This is a genomic window from Candidatus Pelagibacter sp. PS_44, from assembly GCF_059417735.1.
Window position 1 is genome coordinate 1,143,489 of the sequence record NZ_CM182063.1, and the last position, 16,749, is coordinate 1,160,237.

Here is a 16,749-nt window from a genome sequence, read left to right on the forward strand (position 1 = left end):
TTCTATCTAATTAGAGTTTCTGTTTTAAAAACTTTCATTCCTCTTGCTAAATAATTTTTTAAGGCATTCTCATGGTCAAGTGAACAAGTGTGTACCCAAACTCTTTTTGCTCCCTGATTAAATGAATTTTTGATTGCCTCACTAAGTAAATATCCACCTAATTTTTTTCCAAAATATTCTTCTAAAATTCCAAAATAAGCAATTTCTGCCTCTTTATTATTTTCATAAAATAACAATTCGTAATAACCTGCAATCTCATTTTTTTCTTTTAAAACATAAGTAAAAAGTTTTTTATTAGATACATATTCAATCCAATTTAAATCTGTCCAAATCAATCTATCAATCCAACGATGGTTTTTCCCTACATTTTTATAGAAGAATTTATTTAATTGAAAATCTTTAGGATTAAGTAATTCTACAAAACTATACTGCGAGGGTGCTTCTACTTCTTTAAAATCTTCTAGAGATTTAATTTCTAAATAATTTCTAAAAATTTTTTCTGTCACTCAACCATTTTTCCTATTTTTTCACCACCAAATAAGTGAAAGTGTAAATGAGGAACTTCTTGTCCTCCATGTTCCCCCAAGTTAGTAAGTGCTCTATAACCTTTGCCTGTATCTGTTGATATATCTAATATTTTTGATACCTCTGTAATTGCTTTACTCAAGGCAACAATTTCTTCATCTGAAGCTTTTTGATTAAAATCATCTAGGTCAATATATTCACCTTTTGGTATTACCAGAGCATGAATTTTTTTTTGAGCGTTAATATCATAGAAGGATAAAACATGTTCATTCTCAAAAATTTTTTTACAAGGAATTTCTTTTCGTAAAATTTTCGCAAAAATATTATTCTTGTCGTAAATCATTTTCTATTATTTTTTTCCTCAATTCCTGATTGGTTTTTCCTATTTTCTAGCTCTTGTAGAACATCCTCAAATTTAATGTTAGCTGCTTCTAGTGTGACTAATAGATGATAAATTGTATCTGCTGCTTCATGAACTTCGTTTGACTTATCATTTAAAGCTTCTTTAAGTTCATCAAATTCTTCCTCCATTTTGTCTATACATTTTGATAGACCACCAGACAACAATGATGATGTATAAGATTTGTCTTTGTCTTTATTTTTTCTTTCTCTAATTGTATTTACTAAGTTTAATAGATTTTCTGACATCTTTAAATTCTAACGGGAATTCCTTTTGAATTCAAATATTGTTTAGCTTCCTTTATTGAATGGGTTCCATAATGAAAAATAGATGCAGCTAGTACTGCACTGGCATTTCCTAATTTTATACCATCTACTAAGTGATCTAAATTTCCTACACCACCTGAGGCAATAACAGGTATGTTGACTATTGAGGATATCTTAAATATTAAATCATTGTCATAACCAATTTGGGTACCATCTCTATCCATCGAAGTGATCAATAGCTCTCCTGCTCCACTATCTTCCATTTTTTTTGCAAAATCTATTGCATCTAAGTTCGTATTATTTCTTCCACCATGAGTAAAAACTTCCCAATTATCACCATTTTTTTTTGCATCAATAGCAACCACAATGCACTGTGATCCAAAATTTTTTGAACTTTCAATTATCATTTCAGGATTTTGAACTGCTGCGGTATTGATCGAAACTTTATCTGCTCCACAATTTAATAATTTACTAATATCATCAATGCTTCTAACCCCTCCACCAACTGTTAAGGGCACAAAGCATTTTTTAGATGTTCTTTCAACAACGTCATAAATTGTGTCTCTATTTTCATTGGAAGCAGTAATGTCTAAAAAACAAATCTCATCAGCACCACCCTCACTATAAATTTTAGCCTGCTCAACTGGGTCACCTGCATCTTTTAGATCAACAAAATTAATTCCTTTAACAACACGACCATTCTTAACATCAAGACAAGGAATAATTCTATTTTTAAGCATCAATTTCTTTTATTAATTCATCTAAGCTAATATCACCGTCATATATAGCTTTACCAACTATTATACCTTCAACATTTTTTAAATTCTTTGCTTTTATAATATCGTCTATGGATGAAACTCCACCAGATATAATCACGGGACAATTTGATATTTCCGCAACGTTTATCGTTTCTTCAAAATTAGGACTTTGCTTCATGCCATCTCTATTTATATCTGTATAAATTAATCTACTAACACCAAAGTCATTAACCTCTTTTAAAAAATCTAACGTTAATTGATTAGAGTTTTCCTTCCATCCTGAAACAGACAAATACCCATCTTTAGCATCTAAACCTAAGGCAATTTTATTTGGAAATTTTTGACATGCTTCTTTTAAAAAATTTTTATCTTTTATGGCTGCACTTCCTAAAATAACTTTTTCAACTCCTATATCTGTATATTTTTGAATACTATCAATGGTTCTAATCCCCCCTCCTACTTCAATTTTTAAATCAAAATTATGTACTATTTGTTGAATAATATCTAAATTAACTGTCTTTCCAGTTAGAGCACCATCTAAATCAACTATGTGTAAATTTTTAAAACCATGCTCTTTATATTTTTCAGCTTGGTCAACTGGTGATATTTGATATTCAGTTTTGTTATTAAAATCTCCCCTAACTAATCTTACACACTTTTTATCTTTAATATCAATTGCTGGAAATATTTTCATTTCTATAAATTCAAAAAATTTTCTATGAGCTTTAATCCAATTCTATCACTTTTTTCAGGGTGAAACTGAGTTCCAAAAATATTTTCTTTTTCAACAGAGCAAACAATATTTGATGAGTATTCTGTTGTTGATGAAATTGTACTTTTATCTTCTGGAATAAATTCATAACTATGCACAAAGTACATGTGTGATTTATTTTTTATATCCTTAAAAATCTTGCTTTCTTTAATAATTTTTATTTCATTCCAACCAATGTGTGGAAGTTTGAATTTATTATTTTGATTATCAATCTTTGAAACTTTGCCTGAAATCCATCCCAGGCCTTTTGTTTCGGTTTCTTCATAACCAAGATCTGCAAACATTTGTAAACCAACGCAAATCCCAAGAAGAGGTTTTTTATTTATTATTGCAAACTCATTGAGTGTTTCTATCAAACCATTTATACCGCTTAATGCATCAACACAGCTCTTAAAAGATCCCTGTCCTGGCAATACAAGTTTATCACTTGATTTTATTTTATTTAGATTGGAGGTTACTTCGATTTTAACTTTATCTTTTGCAGCTTCCTTAAAAGAATTTATTACAGAGCTTATGTTTCCTGAATTATAATCAACAATTGTGACATTCATTAAGCTTATAATGAGCCTTTAGTTGATGGTATGCTTTTTTTATTTCTAGGATCTATTTCTAAAGCAGTTCTCAGCGATCTTGCTAGAGCCTTAAAGCAAGACTCAATTATATGATGACTATTGTCTCCATAGATGTTTTCCATATGGAGTGTTATGCCTGCTGATTGAGAAAATGCTTGAAACCACTCTTTAAAAAGTTCTGTATCCATCTCACCAAGTCTTTCTACTTTAAGCTTAACTTTCCATATTAAATATGGTCTGTTTGAGACATCAATTGCAACTCTTGTTAAGGTTTCATCCATTGGTATCATTGCATGGGCATATCTTTTTATCCCTGCATAGTCTTTCAATGCCTTCTTTAAAGCCTCACCAATAGCAATTCCAGTATCCTCTGTTGTGTGATGAAGATCAATGTGTGTGTCACCTTTTGCCTTAAGATTAATATCAATTAGTGAATGCTTGGATAGTTGCTCAAGCATATGATCTAAAAAACCTATGCCTGTATCAATATTATATTTGCCTTTACCATCAATATTTAAATCAACACTAATGCTAGTCTCTTTTGTTTTTCTTGAAACTTTTCCTTTTCTACTCATAATATTTAATAGGTATATAGAGATTAGCTAACTATATCAATATTAGTAATCGAGCACTTGAAGAATTAAAATTAATATCCATTTATAATCTATGACTACAATAGTGCTTATTAGAAAAAACAACGAAGTTGTCGTTGCTGGAGACGGTCAAGTTAGTATGGGAAATACTGTGATCAAAAGCACAGCAGCAAAAGTTCGAAAAATTGATAAAAGAAATGTAATAGCAGGATTTGCAGGGTCTACTGCTGATGCTTTAACTTTGTTTGAAAGATTGGAAGCAAAACTTGAAAAGCACGCCGGAAACCTACCACGTGCTGCTGTTGAATTAGCTAAAGATTGGCGAACTGATAAATATTTAAGAAGATTAGAAGCTTTAATGGCAATTGGTGACAAAGAAAATAGTTATATAATTTCTGGAACTGGTGATGTTCTTGAGCCAGAAGGTGATGCAATTGGTATAGGTTCGGGTGGAAACTATGCATTAGCAGCAGCTAAAGTTTTATTAGAAACAGATTTGAGCGCAGAAGAAGTTGCAAGAAAAGCTATTAAGATTGCATCAGAAATTTGTGTTTTTACCAATGATAATATTAAAATAGAAAAAATTTAATGAAAGACACAAACGTTACTCCCTTTCCAAAAGAAAAGATTCGAAACGACGATGGATCGTTAGTTAGCTCTTTATCTCCGAGAGAAATAGTATCAGAATTAGATAGATATGTAGTTGGTCAAAACAAAGCCAAAAAGGCTGTTGCGATAGCTCTAAGGAATAGATGGCGAAGACAAGCCCTACAAGGTGAAATGAAAAATGAAGTTCTACCTAAAAACATTTTAATGATAGGACCGACAGGTGTTGGTAAAACTGAAATCTCTAGAAGACTTTCTAAATTGGCAGAAGCCCCTTTTGTGAAAGTAGAAGCAACAAGATTTACTGAAGTTGGCTATGTTGGAAGAGATGTTGAACAAATTATAAGAGATCTTCTTGAAATTGCTATTGCTATGGAAAAAGTAAAGAAAAGAAAAGAAGTATATGCAAAAGCACAAAAGCTTGCTGAGGAAAAAGTTTTAGATGCTTTAGTGGGTGATAAAGCAAGCCTTGCTACAAGAGAAAGTTTTAGAAAAAGATTAAGAGACGGAGATTTAGATGATAATGAAATTGAAATCGCAGTGAATAATAGTGGTTCTCAAGCCTCATTTGAAATTCCTGGAATGCCTGGGGCTAATATTGGCATGATTAATATTGGCGAAATGATTGGTAAATCAGTTGGCAATAAACCAAAAAAGAAAAAGATGACTGTTAAAGAGTCTCATGAAATTTTAATAAATGATGAGGCTGATAAGTTAATTGAGGAAGACAAAATTATTAAATCTGCAAAAAATTCAACAGAGAATAATGGAATAGTTTTTTTAGATGAAATTGATAAAATTTCAGGAAGAGCGGATAGAGTTGGAGGAGATGTGTCTAGAGAAGGTGTACAAAGAGATCTTCTTCCTTTGATTGAAGGAACTACTGTAAGTACAAAATATGGTCCAATTAAAACAGATCACATTTTATTTATTGCCTCTGGAGCATTTCAATTGGCAAAACCTTCAGATCTATTACCAGAATTACAAGGAAGGCTACCTATAAGAGTAGAGCTTGAAGCTTTAAATAGTGATGACTTTAAAAGAATACTTAAAGAGCCTGACTATAGTTTAATTAAGCAATATGTTGCTTTACTTAAAACTGAAAATGTAGAGCTAGAGTTTTCTGATGATGGAATTGATGCAATTGCCAATATAGCATCTGAAGTAAATTCTACAGTAGAAAATATTGGTGCAAGAAGACTTCATACAATTATTGAAAGAATTTTAGATGATATAAGTTTTACTGCAACAGATAGGTCTGGGGAAAAGATTATAATCAATTCTCAATATGTTAAACAAAACCTAGATGAGCTAGTTAAAGATACTGATCTCTCTAAATTTATTCTTTAACAATTACTTAAGTTTATTTTTATTTCTAAGATAAATATAAAATGCGCCACTACCACCGTCTTCAATTTTAGCGTCAGTAATTTCTATAATCATTTTCATTAGATTCTTATTTGACTCAATAAATTCAGGAACTGAATATTTTAATATGCTCAAATCTTTTGAGAGATAAGGGTTTTGAACATTTTTAGACCTTAAACCTTTTCCAGTAATTACTATAATTTTAGTGACATCTTCAGTAAAAGACTTTTGAATAAATTGCTCTATGCCCTTGTTTGCTTCTTGAAGTGTAAAACCATGAAGATCTATTTTTTTTATTTTTTCATGTCTTATTTTTTTATTAACAATGAAATCTTTATTGGGTATTTTTTCTTTGTTTTTTAAAAAATTTTCCCAGTCTTTTTTATCTTTATCTGAAATTTTTTTAATCAATTACGTAAGTGTATCAATTAGCAACCAATTTGGATTATTTGACTTAAGATCTCTTGAAAAAACCCATGTATCATAAACAGTTTTAATTTTTTCACTATCACCAGAAATTATTTTTTTTTCTTTATCTTTCACACAAGTAATTATTTCACTAACAAAATCCACAGTAACCTCTAAACTACTTTCTATTTTTTTATGAGACTTTACTAATGCTGACTTAATTCCTATAAACGTAATTTCTGCAAACTGACCCTTTCTCTCTCTTTCTTCAAGCGCTTCTTTAAACTGGTCATAAATTTTTTTACTTAAAAGAGATTTGCTAGCTATCAATTTATTATCACTATCACTAAAGTCAGTAATAATTGTTTCATAGGCTATTTTTGCACCTTTTAAAAATTCTTTTTGTGATTGTTCATCAAAATTTGTGCTTACTGGTTTTGGAGTGATGTTTGTTTTCTGGAATTCTTTTTCAATTGGTGAAGGAAATTTCCCCTCAAAACCAGTTTTCTTTCCAAGTATTCCACGTAAACGTAAGAATATGAAGCCCGCTATCATTGCTAAAAGAATAATATCGATGTATTCAAAACTATAATTCATATTTTAATAATATTTACTATGTTGATTAATTACAACTAGCAATTTAGACTAAGGACAAATGAACACATTTTTATTATTACTCATAGGTATTCCGGTTGTTGAGATTTATTTATTTATCAAATTAGGCTCTCAAATAGGTGCTTTTAATACAATTTTATTGATTTTTGTTACTGCGTTTTTTGGCATTGTTTATGCCCGATATGAAGGTTTTAATACATTGCGATCTGGGATGTCTCAAATGGTAAAAAATGAACTTCCAGTTTACGAAATTATTTCTGGAGCAGCCTTGGCTTTTGCTGCACTACTTTTAATTTTACCTGGATTTGCTACTGATTTCATAGGATTATTAATAATATTTCCACCAACAAGAAAATTAATATTTAAAAAAGTATCAAATAAACAAAAACCCGTAAATAAAAAACAAGGTTTTATTAATGGCGAATTTGAAGATATAGAGGATGAAAATGACAGAAAATTTTAAAATATTAGCTGAGTTTGTAAAAGATATTTCGAGTGAGACAGCTGATGTTCAAACTTATATTTTTGTTAAGGAACAAATTTCAAAATACCATCTAAATATTGATATTAACTCAAAACCATTAAAAAATAAAATGATCGAAGTTAATACTAAATTAAAATTTGATGACAAAGAGTTAAGTGAAAAAAGATCCTATTTTGAAATAATTTATACCTCTATTGTAAAAATTGATGAAGCTGTAAGTGATAAAAAAGATTTAGAAAAGATTATATTGTGTGATGTTCAAAATAAAATTTATCCAAATCTAGAGAAAACATTTCTAAATTTGCTTCATAACTCTGGATTTCCAGAGGTAACAATTGATAAAAAAATAGACTTTACGGAACTATATAAACAAAGAGCTAATTAAAAAAAATTTTTTTTTAAACTATTTTTTATATATTCTTTATGCAGCTTTAGCTCTTCATCAGTGGGCTTTACAATTTTTTTATAATATTGGTTTGTATTGTTTGCGCTAATTATTGTTCTTTCATTATCTTCGTTTTTAAAATTAAGTGTAGGCTCTTTTTGATCTAATAAGTTAATATAAACTTTCGCTAATAAATCGCAGTCTATAAGGGCTGTATGCTGTGTTCGTTTTGAATTGTCTACACGATATCTTTTACAAAGTGCGTCAAGACTTGTAGGTGAGCCAGGGAACTTGTCTCTAGCTAAAGCAAGCGTATCAATAACATTTTTGTTCTCAATTTTTTCCCTACCTAATAATGCTAATTCATTATTTAAATGTGATAAGTCAAATTCAGCATTATGAATTACCAATCTCTTATTTTCAATAAAACTTAAAAACTCTTCTACAATCTCTGAAAATTTTTTTTGTGTGGATAAAAATTCATCTGTGTAGCCATGAACTTCTAGCGCTCTTTCAGAAACTTTTCTTTCAGGATTAAGGTAACAGTGAAACTTATTTTTTGTTGGCACTAAATTATCTAGCTCGATACAGCCAATTTCTACAATTCTATGTCCGTCTTTAACTGATAGTCCTGTTGTTTCTGTATCTAATACAATTTCTTTCATTTTATATAATTTTTTTTAGTATTCTTTCTATTCTTTGTCTAACAGGTTTTTTTGTAAAGTTATTTTTAATTATATAATTTGATTTATTTTTTTTAAAACTCAAAGGAAGTTGAATTTTTTTAAATTTTTTGAGTAAATCAATATTAAAATTATCTCTCTTTTTTAATCTTTTAATGGTTTCTGATTTATTTGATTGAATGAAGATTAAAATATCACCTTTTTTATTTAGTTTATTTTCAAGAAAAAGGGGGATATCTAAAACAACTACTTTATTTTTTTTATTATTTTTTAAAAATATATGCATTTTTTTTCTAATTTCTGGATGAATAATTTTTGTTATTTCTTTTAAATTTTCCTCATTATTTGTTATTGCTCTTATAATTTGATCTTTTTTTGCTGGGAATGACAAAAAATATTCTGGTAATTTTTTCTTTAATTTCTTAAAACATTGTCTGTTGTTTTTATAAATTTTAGCAACCTCTAAATCTGCATTAAAAACTGGAAAATTAAAAAGTTTAGCTATGTACGTTTTTCCAGACCCTATACCTCCTAAAACAGCTATTCTAATCATAAATTAAGTAAATTAATGGCCTCTGTATCTATTTCTGGTAGAACGCCATGCCATATAAAAAAAGCCTTTTGAGCTTGATATAAAAACATTGTTTTTCCATTTTCAACTTTTCCGCCAAACTTCTTCGCCTCTTTTAAAAAATTTGTTTCGTTGGGGCTGTAAATTACATCATAGAAAAACTTATCTTTGCTAATTTTTTCATACTCTAATTTAATCATGTCTTCTTTGTCCAGGCCGAGACTAGTGGCATTTATAATAATATCAAAATCAATTATTTCTCCCCATCTTATTATTTCTACATCAGAAAAGGTCTTTTTAATTTCGGTTGCCTTTTTCTCTGTTCTGTTAGTGATAAAAATTTTATCTATTTTTAATTTTTTTAAAGCAATAATTATTGATGGAACTACTCCACCTGCCCCTAAAATAAGTGCCGTTTTATTTTCTATGGTTTGTTTTGTCTTTTCTAAAGCAATTTTAAAACCTTCTATATCAGTGTTGTCTCCTATAATTTTATTTTTCATTTTATAAATTGTGTTTACAGACTGCGATATATCAGCTTCAGAAGTTAAAGAGTCCAACAAAGGTATAATTTTATTTTTAAATGGAACCGTTATATTTGCTCCATGAATGTTCTCTTCCATGATATCAGAAATTAATTTTTTTAAACCGTCTTCTTCTATTAGTTTTTTTTCATAGGATGCTCTTATCTTGTTTTTTTTAATCCAATAATTGTGTAAATCTGGCGATAAAGAATGCTGTATTGGATTGCCAATAACTAAAAATTTTTTAATCATTAAAATATATTTAAATATTCCTTTATTTGTTTGATGGGTAATCCCATAATGGTGTCCTCATCTCCATCAATTCTAGAAAATAAATTTCTCCCCTCTCCTTCAATTTGATAAACATTATAGGCATAAAGTGCTTCATCTGAAATTTTAGCCAAATAATCTTCTAACTCTAAAAAACTCATGTTTTTCATGGTTAATGAAGCTTTGTCCGTATGATTCCATATCATCGAACCTCCTTTTGAAATACAGACAGAACTAACCAATTGATGGGTTTTGCCATTTAGTTTTTGAAGTATTTTAATGGCCTCAGTTCTATCATGCGGTTTTGATATTATTTGTCCTTCTAAATCGATAACACTGTCTGCTCCCAAAATTATTTCGTTGGTAAATTTTTGACTTATTTTATTTGCTTTTAGTTCTGCTAAATTCTTCGAAATAATTGTCGGTGTTGCATTTTGTTTTAACAGACTTTTTTTAAAGCTATCTTCATCAATATTAGATGGTTCGACTCTGCAAGCAATTCCATTATCTTCCAAAATTTTTTTTCTTACTCCACTTTTTGAGGCAAGTATTATTTTATTGATCATTATTTTTAAATATTTCATGAATTTTAATTATCGAGGCTGCTGTCTCTTCAACTGATTTTCTTGTGACATCAATTATTGGCCATTTATATTTTACAAATGTTTTTTTTGCTTCAATAATTTCTTTTTCAATTTTTTTTATATCTGTATAGCTTGTGTTTTCTGTCTCTTTTAATGTGTTCATTCTATTTTTTCTTATAGCAACTAATCTTTCGGGTTCAGTTGTTAGCCCAACAACACAAGATAATTTTGGATTTCTTTTTAATGTTTCTGGAATTGAGTTTTCGTTGACTAATGGAATATTTAGTGTTTTAAGTCCCCTGTTTGCAAGATAGATAGAGGTTGGAGTTTTGCTGGTCCTGCTAACTCCCAACAACACTAAATCAGCTTTGCCAATGTCCTGAACTAAGTTGCCATCATCATGAGCCATAGTAAATTGAATGGCCTCTATTCTTTCATAATACTCTTCATTGAGTTCGTGTTGTCCGCTAGGTTTGTGTGATGCTTTTTGGTTTAAAAGTTTAGAAAAATTTAGGATTAGATTTCCTAAAACACTAAAACAAGGAATTTTTTTTTCATCACTTTTATTGCCTAAAAATTTAGCAAGTGAGCTATCAACAATTGTGTATAAAATTATAGCATTTGGGTTTTTTTTTGCTTCTTCAATAATTTTAATCACCTGATTTTCTGTTCTTGTAAAAAAATAAGATTTAACGTCATATTCTATATTTTTAAATTGTGCTTTAATTGCTAAAAATACTCTATCCAGAGTTTCACCTGTGGAGTCAGAAACAAGATAAATTTGATATGTATTACTCATGAATAAAATGTTGATAATTAAGTATTATTTTTATCATTTTTTCCATTAATGAAGTTTATTATTTTTTATTGTAAAACAACGTTTTTATAAACATTAATAAACATGTGAACTATTTATATACAACTTATCGAACAAGATTAAAAAACATATTAGTGTTATTATTTAAAAAGAGATCTTGAATATTATTAATTGTTAATAAAAAGTGTATAAAGTTGGTAAAACAATTTATTACCATTATTCACATACTATATAACTAATACTATAATTAAATAATTACTTATTATTATGACTCCTATTCAAGAAACAATATTAAATAAAAAAACCACAAATACACCCATATGGTTAATGAGGCAAGCAGGAAGATATTTACCCGAGTTTAGAGTAATTAGAAAAAATAATCCAGATTTTGTAAAATTATGTTTAAATGAAACACTGTCATCTGAAATTACTTTACAACCTTTAAAAAGATTCGAATTGGATGCTGCAATAATTTTTTCAGATATTTTAATGTTGCCTTATGGATTAAATCAAAAAGTAGAATTTAAAAAAGACTTTGGCCCCCAGTTAGGAGATTTAAATTTAGAAGATTTGGCAAATATTAATGAAACAGATTTTTTAAAAAAATTGGATCCAGTTTACAAATCTATCAAGAAAGTAAGTGAACAAAATTTAATTAATAATAAAAATTTAATAGGTTTTGTTGGCGCACCTTGGACATTATTGGTTTATATGATTAATAAACGTTCACCAAAAAAAGAATTATTAAAAAAAATTTTTGAAGATAAAATTTTAATAAAAAAAATTATATTAATACTAGATAAATTTCTAAAAATACATATTGATCAACAAATAAAAAATGGAGCAAACATAATACAAATTTTTGATAGTTGGGCTGGATTGTTAGATGAAAACGATTTACCCAATTATGTTTATAATCCAACATTAAGTTTGGTGAATCATGTTAAATCACTTAATGTTCCTGTAATTTGTTTTCCTAGAGGAATAAAAAATTATAAAAATTATTGTGATATAGTTAATCCGGATGCAGTTAATATCGATTATGATGTAGACCCAACTTTAATATGTAAATCTATAAACATTCCTGTACAAGGTGGCTTGGATCCTAAGGTTTTACTAACAGATATAAGCAACCTTAAAAAACAAGCATTAAAATACTTAAATATATTTAAAGACCATCCTTATATTTTTAATTTAGGTCACGGTGTTTTGCCAGAGACCAACCCTGAAATGGTTGATTATTTAGTTAAGATGGTAAAAGATTATTAAATGAAAAAAGCAATAATTTTATTTAATCTTGGGGGGCCAGACAAAATAGAAAATGTTGAGCCTTTTTTATTTAATTTGTTTAATGATCCCGCAATATTAAATTTACCAACTTTTCTAAGATATCCTCTCGCAAAATTAATTTCTAATAGAAGAGCGCCCGTTGCAAAAAAAATTTATGAAGAACTTGGTGGCGCATCACCAATATTAAAACTAACAAAAGAACAATCAGACGCCCTTGAAAAAAAAATTAATCAAGATCAAAAGATTGACGATTATAAATGTTTTATAGTTATGAGGTGTTGGCACCCAAGAGCGGAGCAAGTGATTAAAGAAGTACAATTTTTTAATCCAGAGGAAGTTATTTTAATGCCCCTCTATCCCCAATATTCTGCAGCTACTTCCGGGTCTTCAATTAAAGAATGGAAAGATGTTTGTAAAAAAAATCAGTATAAGGTTAAAACAAGTACCATTTGTTGTTATCCAACCGATCAGAACTTTCTAAAAGCTCACACAAAAGAAATACTTAAAAAGATAAAAGATTTAAAAAACTTTAAGTTAATATTTTCAGCACACGGTTTGCCAGAAAAAAATATTAAAAAAGGAGACCCCTATCAATGGCAAGTAGAACAGTCAGTAAAAAAGATAGTGGAAGAATTAAATATTGAAAACTTAGATTGGATATTAAGTTACCAAAGTAGAGTTGGTCCACTTAAATGGATTGGACCATCAACAGAAGATATCATTATAGAAAACTCTAAAATTGGAAAACATATAGTCCTGGTGCCTATTGCGTTTGTCTCTGAACACTCAGAAACACTTGTTGAACTAGACATAGAATATAAAGAGCTTGCGGATGCAAATGGTTGCAAGAATTACACAAGAGTCCCTGCCCTTGGAACAAATGAAGATTTTATTAAAACAATGTCAGATTTAATAATTAAAAAAAATGAATATAAATTTAAGGATGGTCTTTATCCTCCAAAAATCCAATGTCCTTTAGAATTTAAAAAATGTCCTTGTTTAAATCATGAATAGTTATTTATTATTCAAAAGTCTACATTTGATAGCCGTAATTTCTTGGATGGCAGGACTTTTATATCTACCAAGAATTTTTGTATATCATGTTGAAAACTTAAACGATCAAAACTCTTCTTCTATTTTTAAAACCATGGAAAGAAAGTTATTTTTTTACATTATGATGCCGGCCATGATTTTAAGTTGGATTTTTGGATTTATTTTAATTCTTACTATAGGAACTGATGTTTTTTTTACACTTTGGGTAAAGTTGAAATTATTATTTGTTATCTTGTTAACGATTTATCATTTCTATTTATTTAAATTGCTCAAAGACTTTAGCCTGAACAGAAATACAAAATCATCAAAATTTTTTAGAATACTTAATGAAGTGCCAACTATATTGTTAATTTTGATTGTTTTTATTGTAATATTTAAACCCATTTAGACTTGTAATATTTTAAAGAGTATATATATTTAATCTATCATACAAACCTCAAACACGCCCCCCATAACATGAATATTCAAGAACTTAAATTAAAATCATCTGAACAATTAATTACACAAGCAGAAGAGCTTGGAATTGAAAATGCGAGCACACTTAGAAAGCAAGAAATATTATTTGCCATATTAAAAAAAGTTGCAGAAAAAGAGGAAATTACTGGTGCCGGTGTTTTGCAATTATTACAAGATGGTTTTGGTTTTTTAAGAGCCATGGAATCAAATTATTTAGCTGGTCCTGATGATATATATGTTAGTCCAAGTCAAATAAGAAAGTTTGGTTTAAGAACAGGTGATACTGTTGAAGGCCCCGTTAGAGCTCCAAAAGAAGGCGAAAGATACTTTGCATTATTGCAGGTTAGTAAAATAAATTTTGAGGAACCCGAAAAGGCTCGTCACAAAATAGCATTTGATAACTTAACACCCCTCTACCCAGACCAACAAATGGTCATGGAAATTGAAACAACTAAAATAGAAAAAAAACCAGACTTAACACCCAGATTGATTGATCTTGTAAGTCCAATAGGCAAGGGTCAAAGATCAATTATTATTTCACCTCCTAAGGCTGGTAAAACTATGATCTTACAAAGCATAGCAAATTCTATCGCAAAAAATTATCCAGAAAGTTATTTAATGGTTTTGTTAATTGATGAAAGACCAGAGGAAGTGACAGACATGCAAAGAACAGTTAAAGGTGAAGTTATTAGCTCAACATTTGATGAGCCCGCTTCAAGACATGTTGCTGTTGCTGAAATGGTTATCGAAAAAGCAAAAAGACTAACGGAACATAAAAAAGATGTGGTTATTTTATTAGACTCAATTACTAGACTGGGCAGAGCCTATAACGCAGTTATTCCAAGTTCTGGAAAAGTTTTAACAGGTGGCGTCGATGCGAACGCGTTACAAAGACCAAAAAGATTTTTTGGAGCAGCTAGAAATATTGAAGAAGGTGGATCTTTAACAATTATCTCAACTGCTTTAATTGATACCGGTTCAAGAATGGACGAAGTAATTTTTGAAGAATTTAAAGGAACAGGAAATAGTGAAACAGTTCTTGATAGAAAAATTGCTGATAAAAGAATTTATCCTGCAATCGATATAACCAAGTCTGGAACAAGAAGAGAAGAATTACTTTTTAACAAAGACGATCTTTCAAAAATGAATGTTCTGAGAAGAATTATTGCTCCAATGGGCACTATGGATGCAATTGAATTTATTAACTCAAAACTTAAAGAAACCAAAAGCAATGCAGATTTCTTTAATTCAATGAACAAACCAGCTTAAAAAATTTATTTCATTAATTTAAAGTTTTACATGAGTGTAAAATTGGAGCTATAATATTTGCATGACAATTTATGCTCTATCAACTGGTCCTGGTATTTCAGGAATAGCCATAATCAGAGTTTCTGGTGAAAATACAAAAAAAATAATAAGGTTGTTGACCAATGAGAATTTGCCAAAAGCAAGAGTGGCCACATTAAAAAAGATTAATAAAATTAACACTTCTGAGCTTATAGATGAGGGTATAATATTATGGTTTCCCGGCCCTGAGAGCTACACAGGCGAGGATATGGCAGAATTCCATGTACATGGTAGTAAAGCTGTAATTGACGCTCTTCACTCATCTATTTCTCAAATTGAAAATTGTCGCTTAGCAGAACCTGGTGAGTTTACAAAACTTGCATTTCAAAATGGAAAAATAAATTTGCTTAAAGCCGAAAGTATAGCAGATTTAATTTCAGCAGAGACTGAAATTCAAAGGCAGCAAGCGGTAAAAATAATGAATGGCAAATCATCAAAAATATTTAATGATCTTCGAGAAAAACTTTTAAAAATTTTATCAAATGTCGAAGCAAAAATAGATTTTCCCGATGAAGATTTACCAGCTGATGTTTTAAAAAATATTAAAAAAATTTCTAATGAAGTTATTTTAAGTATTAAAAAAATTTTAAACGATCAAAAAGTTGGAGAAAGAATTAGGGAAGGCTTTAAGATTGCAATTATAGGACCAACTAATGCTGGGAAATCTAGTTTACTAAACTATCTATCAAAAAGAGATGTTGCAATAGTATCCGAGATAGCGGGGACCACAAGAGACGTAATAGAAACCCACTTAAATATTGACGGATATCCAGTTGTGGTTTCTGACACTGCAGGAATTAGAGACTCTAAAAATGAAATAGAAAAAAAAGGAATAAAGTTAGCCCTTGATAAGGCGGAAAATGCAGACCTAAAATTGATCATTATAGACGCTAAAAGTATTGATTTTAAAGGAGTTTTGAAGCAATTGATGGATGAAAATGCAATACTTGTAGTCAATAAATCTGATCTTTTAAAAAAAGATTTAAGCTCTGAAATAAAAAATTTTGAACATGTTTTAATTTCAGTAAAAAACAATCTCAACATAGAAAATTTAATTCTCAAAATTAAAGATAAATTAAAAAATAAATTTATCACAAATGAAGATATTTTAATTACTCGCGAAAGACACAGACAACATCTTGAACAAAGTTTAAATTATTTGAAAAACTTTGAAGAAAAAAATGAAGCAGAGGATTTTGATAAAGCTGCAGAAGATCTTCGTTTAGCAACACGACATTTAGGAATGATAGTTGGAAAAGTAGATGTTGAAGAGATATTAGGTAGTATTTTCAACGATTTTTGTATCGGCAAATAAGCATTATTTTCCGGGCTTTTCTCAGCATATTTTCTGCATTTTTGTTGATAAACATAACTAATTCGTTAATTTAAATAATAAAGACAG

At 29.2% G+C, this 16,749-nt stretch carries 23 protein-coding genes; 9 read left to right on the forward strand and 14 right to left on the reverse strand.

Annotation, left to right across the window (positions count from 1 at the left end):
* Positions 1 to 2: 2 nt before the first annotated feature.
* Genes AC5SLO_RS06260 through hisB form a run of 7 tightly spaced genes read right to left on the reverse strand, consistent with a single transcriptional unit; the run spans position 3 to position 3,868 of the window.
* Entirely contained in the window at positions 3 to 506 is a 504-nt protein-coding gene (locus tag AC5SLO_RS06260) for a GNAT family N-acetyltransferase (RefSeq protein WP_271516994.1), read from the reverse strand.
* A complete protein-coding gene (locus tag AC5SLO_RS06265; protein ID WP_494573104.1) occupies positions 503 to 868 on the reverse strand; it encodes an HIT domain-containing protein in 366 nt (121 codons plus the stop codon). Before AC5SLO_RS06265 ends, AC5SLO_RS06260 begins: the two co-directional genes overlap by 4 nt.
* Positions 865 to 1,173, reverse strand: coding sequence for a phosphoribosyl-ATP diphosphatase (gene hisE, locus AC5SLO_RS06270; RefSeq protein WP_494573105.1), 309 nt, complete (start codon positions 1,171 to 1,173; stop codon positions 865 to 867). Before hisE ends, AC5SLO_RS06265 begins: the two co-directional genes overlap by 4 nt.
* A 2-nt stretch (positions 1,174 to 1,175) precedes the next feature.
* On the reverse strand, positions 1,176 to 1,931 hold the full coding sequence (hisF, locus tag AC5SLO_RS06275) for an imidazole glycerol phosphate synthase subunit HisF (protein ID WP_494573106.1): 756 nt from the start codon (positions 1,929 to 1,931) through the stop codon (positions 1,176 to 1,178).
* Positions 1,924 to 2,643, reverse strand: a complete 720-nt coding sequence (gene hisA, locus AC5SLO_RS06280; protein WP_494573107.1) for a 1-(5-phosphoribosyl)-5-[(5-phosphoribosylamino)methylideneamino]imidazole-4-carboxamide isomerase — start codon at positions 2,641 to 2,643, stop codon at positions 1,924 to 1,926. Before hisA ends, hisF begins: the two co-directional genes overlap by 8 nt.
* A 2-nt stretch (positions 2,644 to 2,645) precedes the next feature.
* Entirely contained in the window at positions 2,646 to 3,272 is a 627-nt protein-coding gene (gene hisH / locus AC5SLO_RS06285; RefSeq protein WP_494573108.1) for an imidazole glycerol phosphate synthase subunit HisH, read from the reverse strand.
* Positions 3,273 to 3,277: 5 nt separating this feature from the next.
* Positions 3,278 to 3,868, reverse strand: coding sequence for an imidazoleglycerol-phosphate dehydratase HisB (hisB, locus tag AC5SLO_RS06290; protein WP_271516978.1), 591 nt, complete (start codon positions 3,866 to 3,868; stop codon positions 3,278 to 3,280).
* Between the two features lie 91 nt (positions 3,869 to 3,959).
* On the opposite strand from hisB, the gene hslV reads away from it, so the two are divergent.
* Complete coding sequence (hslV, locus tag AC5SLO_RS06295; RefSeq protein WP_494573109.1) at positions 3,960 to 4,475, forward strand: ATP-dependent protease subunit HslV; 516 nt, start codon at positions 3,960 to 3,962, stop codon at positions 4,473 to 4,475.
* Positions 4,475 to 5,842: an ATP-dependent protease ATPase subunit HslU gene (gene hslU, locus AC5SLO_RS06300; RefSeq protein ID WP_494573110.1), complete on the forward strand. Its 1,368-nt coding sequence runs from the start codon at positions 4,475 to 4,477 to the stop codon at positions 5,840 to 5,842. The genes hslV and hslU overlap by 1 nt, the downstream gene beginning before the upstream one ends.
* 3 nt (positions 5,843 to 5,845) lie before the next feature.
* On the opposite strand, the gene AC5SLO_RS06305 is transcribed toward hslU, so the two are convergent.
* Positions 5,846 to 6,271 (reverse strand): Smr/MutS family protein, encoded by a 426-nt coding sequence (locus AC5SLO_RS06305; protein ID WP_494573111.1) that lies wholly within the window; start codon positions 6,269 to 6,271, stop codon positions 5,846 to 5,848.
* Positions 6,272 to 6,865 carry a Tim44/TimA family putative adaptor protein gene (locus AC5SLO_RS06310; protein ID WP_494573112.1) on the reverse strand — a complete coding sequence of 198 codons (594 nt, stop codon included), beginning with the start codon at positions 6,863 to 6,865 and terminating at the stop codon, positions 6,272 to 6,274. It lies immediately after the preceding gene.
* A gap of 58 nt (positions 6,866 to 6,923) precedes the next feature.
* On the opposite strand from AC5SLO_RS06310, the gene AC5SLO_RS06315 reads away from it, so the two are divergent.
* Positions 6,924 to 7,346, forward strand: coding sequence for an FxsA family protein (locus AC5SLO_RS06315; RefSeq protein WP_494573113.1), 423 nt, complete (start codon positions 6,924 to 6,926; stop codon positions 7,344 to 7,346).
* Entirely contained in the window at positions 7,330 to 7,752 is a 423-nt protein-coding gene (locus tag AC5SLO_RS06320) for a protein-export chaperone SecB (protein WP_494573114.1), read from the forward strand. The genes AC5SLO_RS06315 and AC5SLO_RS06320 overlap by 17 nt, the downstream gene beginning before the upstream one ends.
* On the opposite strand, the gene dnaQ is transcribed toward AC5SLO_RS06320, so the two are convergent.
* The 5 genes from dnaQ to AC5SLO_RS06345 are packed head-to-tail and all read right to left on the reverse strand — an operon-like array spanning position 7,749 to position 11,183.
* Positions 7,749 to 8,417 (reverse strand): DNA polymerase III subunit epsilon, encoded by a 669-nt coding sequence (gene dnaQ / locus AC5SLO_RS06325; protein WP_494573115.1) that lies wholly within the window; start codon positions 8,415 to 8,417, stop codon positions 7,749 to 7,751. The genes AC5SLO_RS06320 and dnaQ overlap by 4 nt on opposite strands.
* Position 8,418: 1 nt before the next feature.
* Positions 8,419 to 8,988 carry a dephospho-CoA kinase gene (gene coaE / locus AC5SLO_RS06330; protein WP_494573116.1) on the reverse strand — a complete coding sequence of 190 codons (570 nt, stop codon included), beginning with the start codon at positions 8,986 to 8,988 and terminating at the stop codon, positions 8,419 to 8,421.
* A complete protein-coding gene (gene aroE, locus AC5SLO_RS06335) occupies positions 8,985 to 9,782 on the reverse strand; it encodes a shikimate dehydrogenase (protein WP_494573117.1) in 798 nt (265 codons plus the stop codon). Before aroE ends, coaE begins: the two co-directional genes overlap by 4 nt.
* Complete coding sequence (locus AC5SLO_RS06340) at positions 9,782 to 10,366, reverse strand: Maf family protein (protein WP_494573118.1); 585 nt, start codon at positions 10,364 to 10,366, stop codon at positions 9,782 to 9,784. Before AC5SLO_RS06340 ends, aroE begins: the two co-directional genes overlap by 1 nt.
* Positions 10,356 to 11,183 carry a pyruvate, water dikinase regulatory protein gene (locus tag AC5SLO_RS06345; RefSeq protein WP_494573119.1) on the reverse strand — a complete coding sequence of 276 codons (828 nt, stop codon included), beginning with the start codon at positions 11,181 to 11,183 and terminating at the stop codon, positions 10,356 to 10,358. The genes AC5SLO_RS06340 and AC5SLO_RS06345 overlap by 11 nt, the downstream gene beginning before the upstream one ends.
* 285 nt (positions 11,184 to 11,468) lie before the next feature.
* Between AC5SLO_RS06345 and hemE the strand changes: the two genes are divergently transcribed.
* From hemE to mnmE, 5 genes are all read left to right on the forward strand, one after another.
* Complete coding sequence (gene hemE / locus AC5SLO_RS06350; RefSeq protein ID WP_494573120.1) at positions 11,469 to 12,470, forward strand: uroporphyrinogen decarboxylase; 1,002 nt, start codon at positions 11,469 to 11,471, stop codon at positions 12,468 to 12,470.
* On the forward strand, positions 12,471 to 13,505 hold the full coding sequence (gene hemH, locus AC5SLO_RS06355; protein ID WP_494573121.1) for a ferrochelatase: 1,035 nt from the start codon (positions 12,471 to 12,473) through the stop codon (positions 13,503 to 13,505).
* Positions 13,498 to 13,932: a protoporphyrinogen oxidase HemJ gene (gene hemJ / locus AC5SLO_RS06360; protein ID WP_494573122.1), complete on the forward strand. Its 435-nt coding sequence runs from the start codon at positions 13,498 to 13,500 to the stop codon at positions 13,930 to 13,932. The genes hemH and hemJ overlap by 8 nt, the downstream gene beginning before the upstream one ends.
* Before the next feature lie 68 nt (positions 13,933 to 14,000).
* Entirely contained in the window at positions 14,001 to 15,269 is a 1,269-nt protein-coding gene (gene rho / locus AC5SLO_RS06365) for a transcription termination factor Rho (RefSeq protein WP_494573123.1), read from the forward strand.
* A 61-nt stretch (positions 15,270 to 15,330) separates the two neighbouring features.
* The gene (gene mnmE / locus AC5SLO_RS06370; protein ID WP_494573124.1) at positions 15,331 to 16,662 is read left to right on the forward strand and encodes a tRNA uridine-5-carboxymethylaminomethyl(34) synthesis GTPase MnmE; all 1,332 of its coding nucleotides are present in this window, start codon (positions 15,331 to 15,333) and stop codon (positions 16,660 to 16,662) included.
* Positions 16,663 to 16,749: the final 87 nt, after the last annotated feature.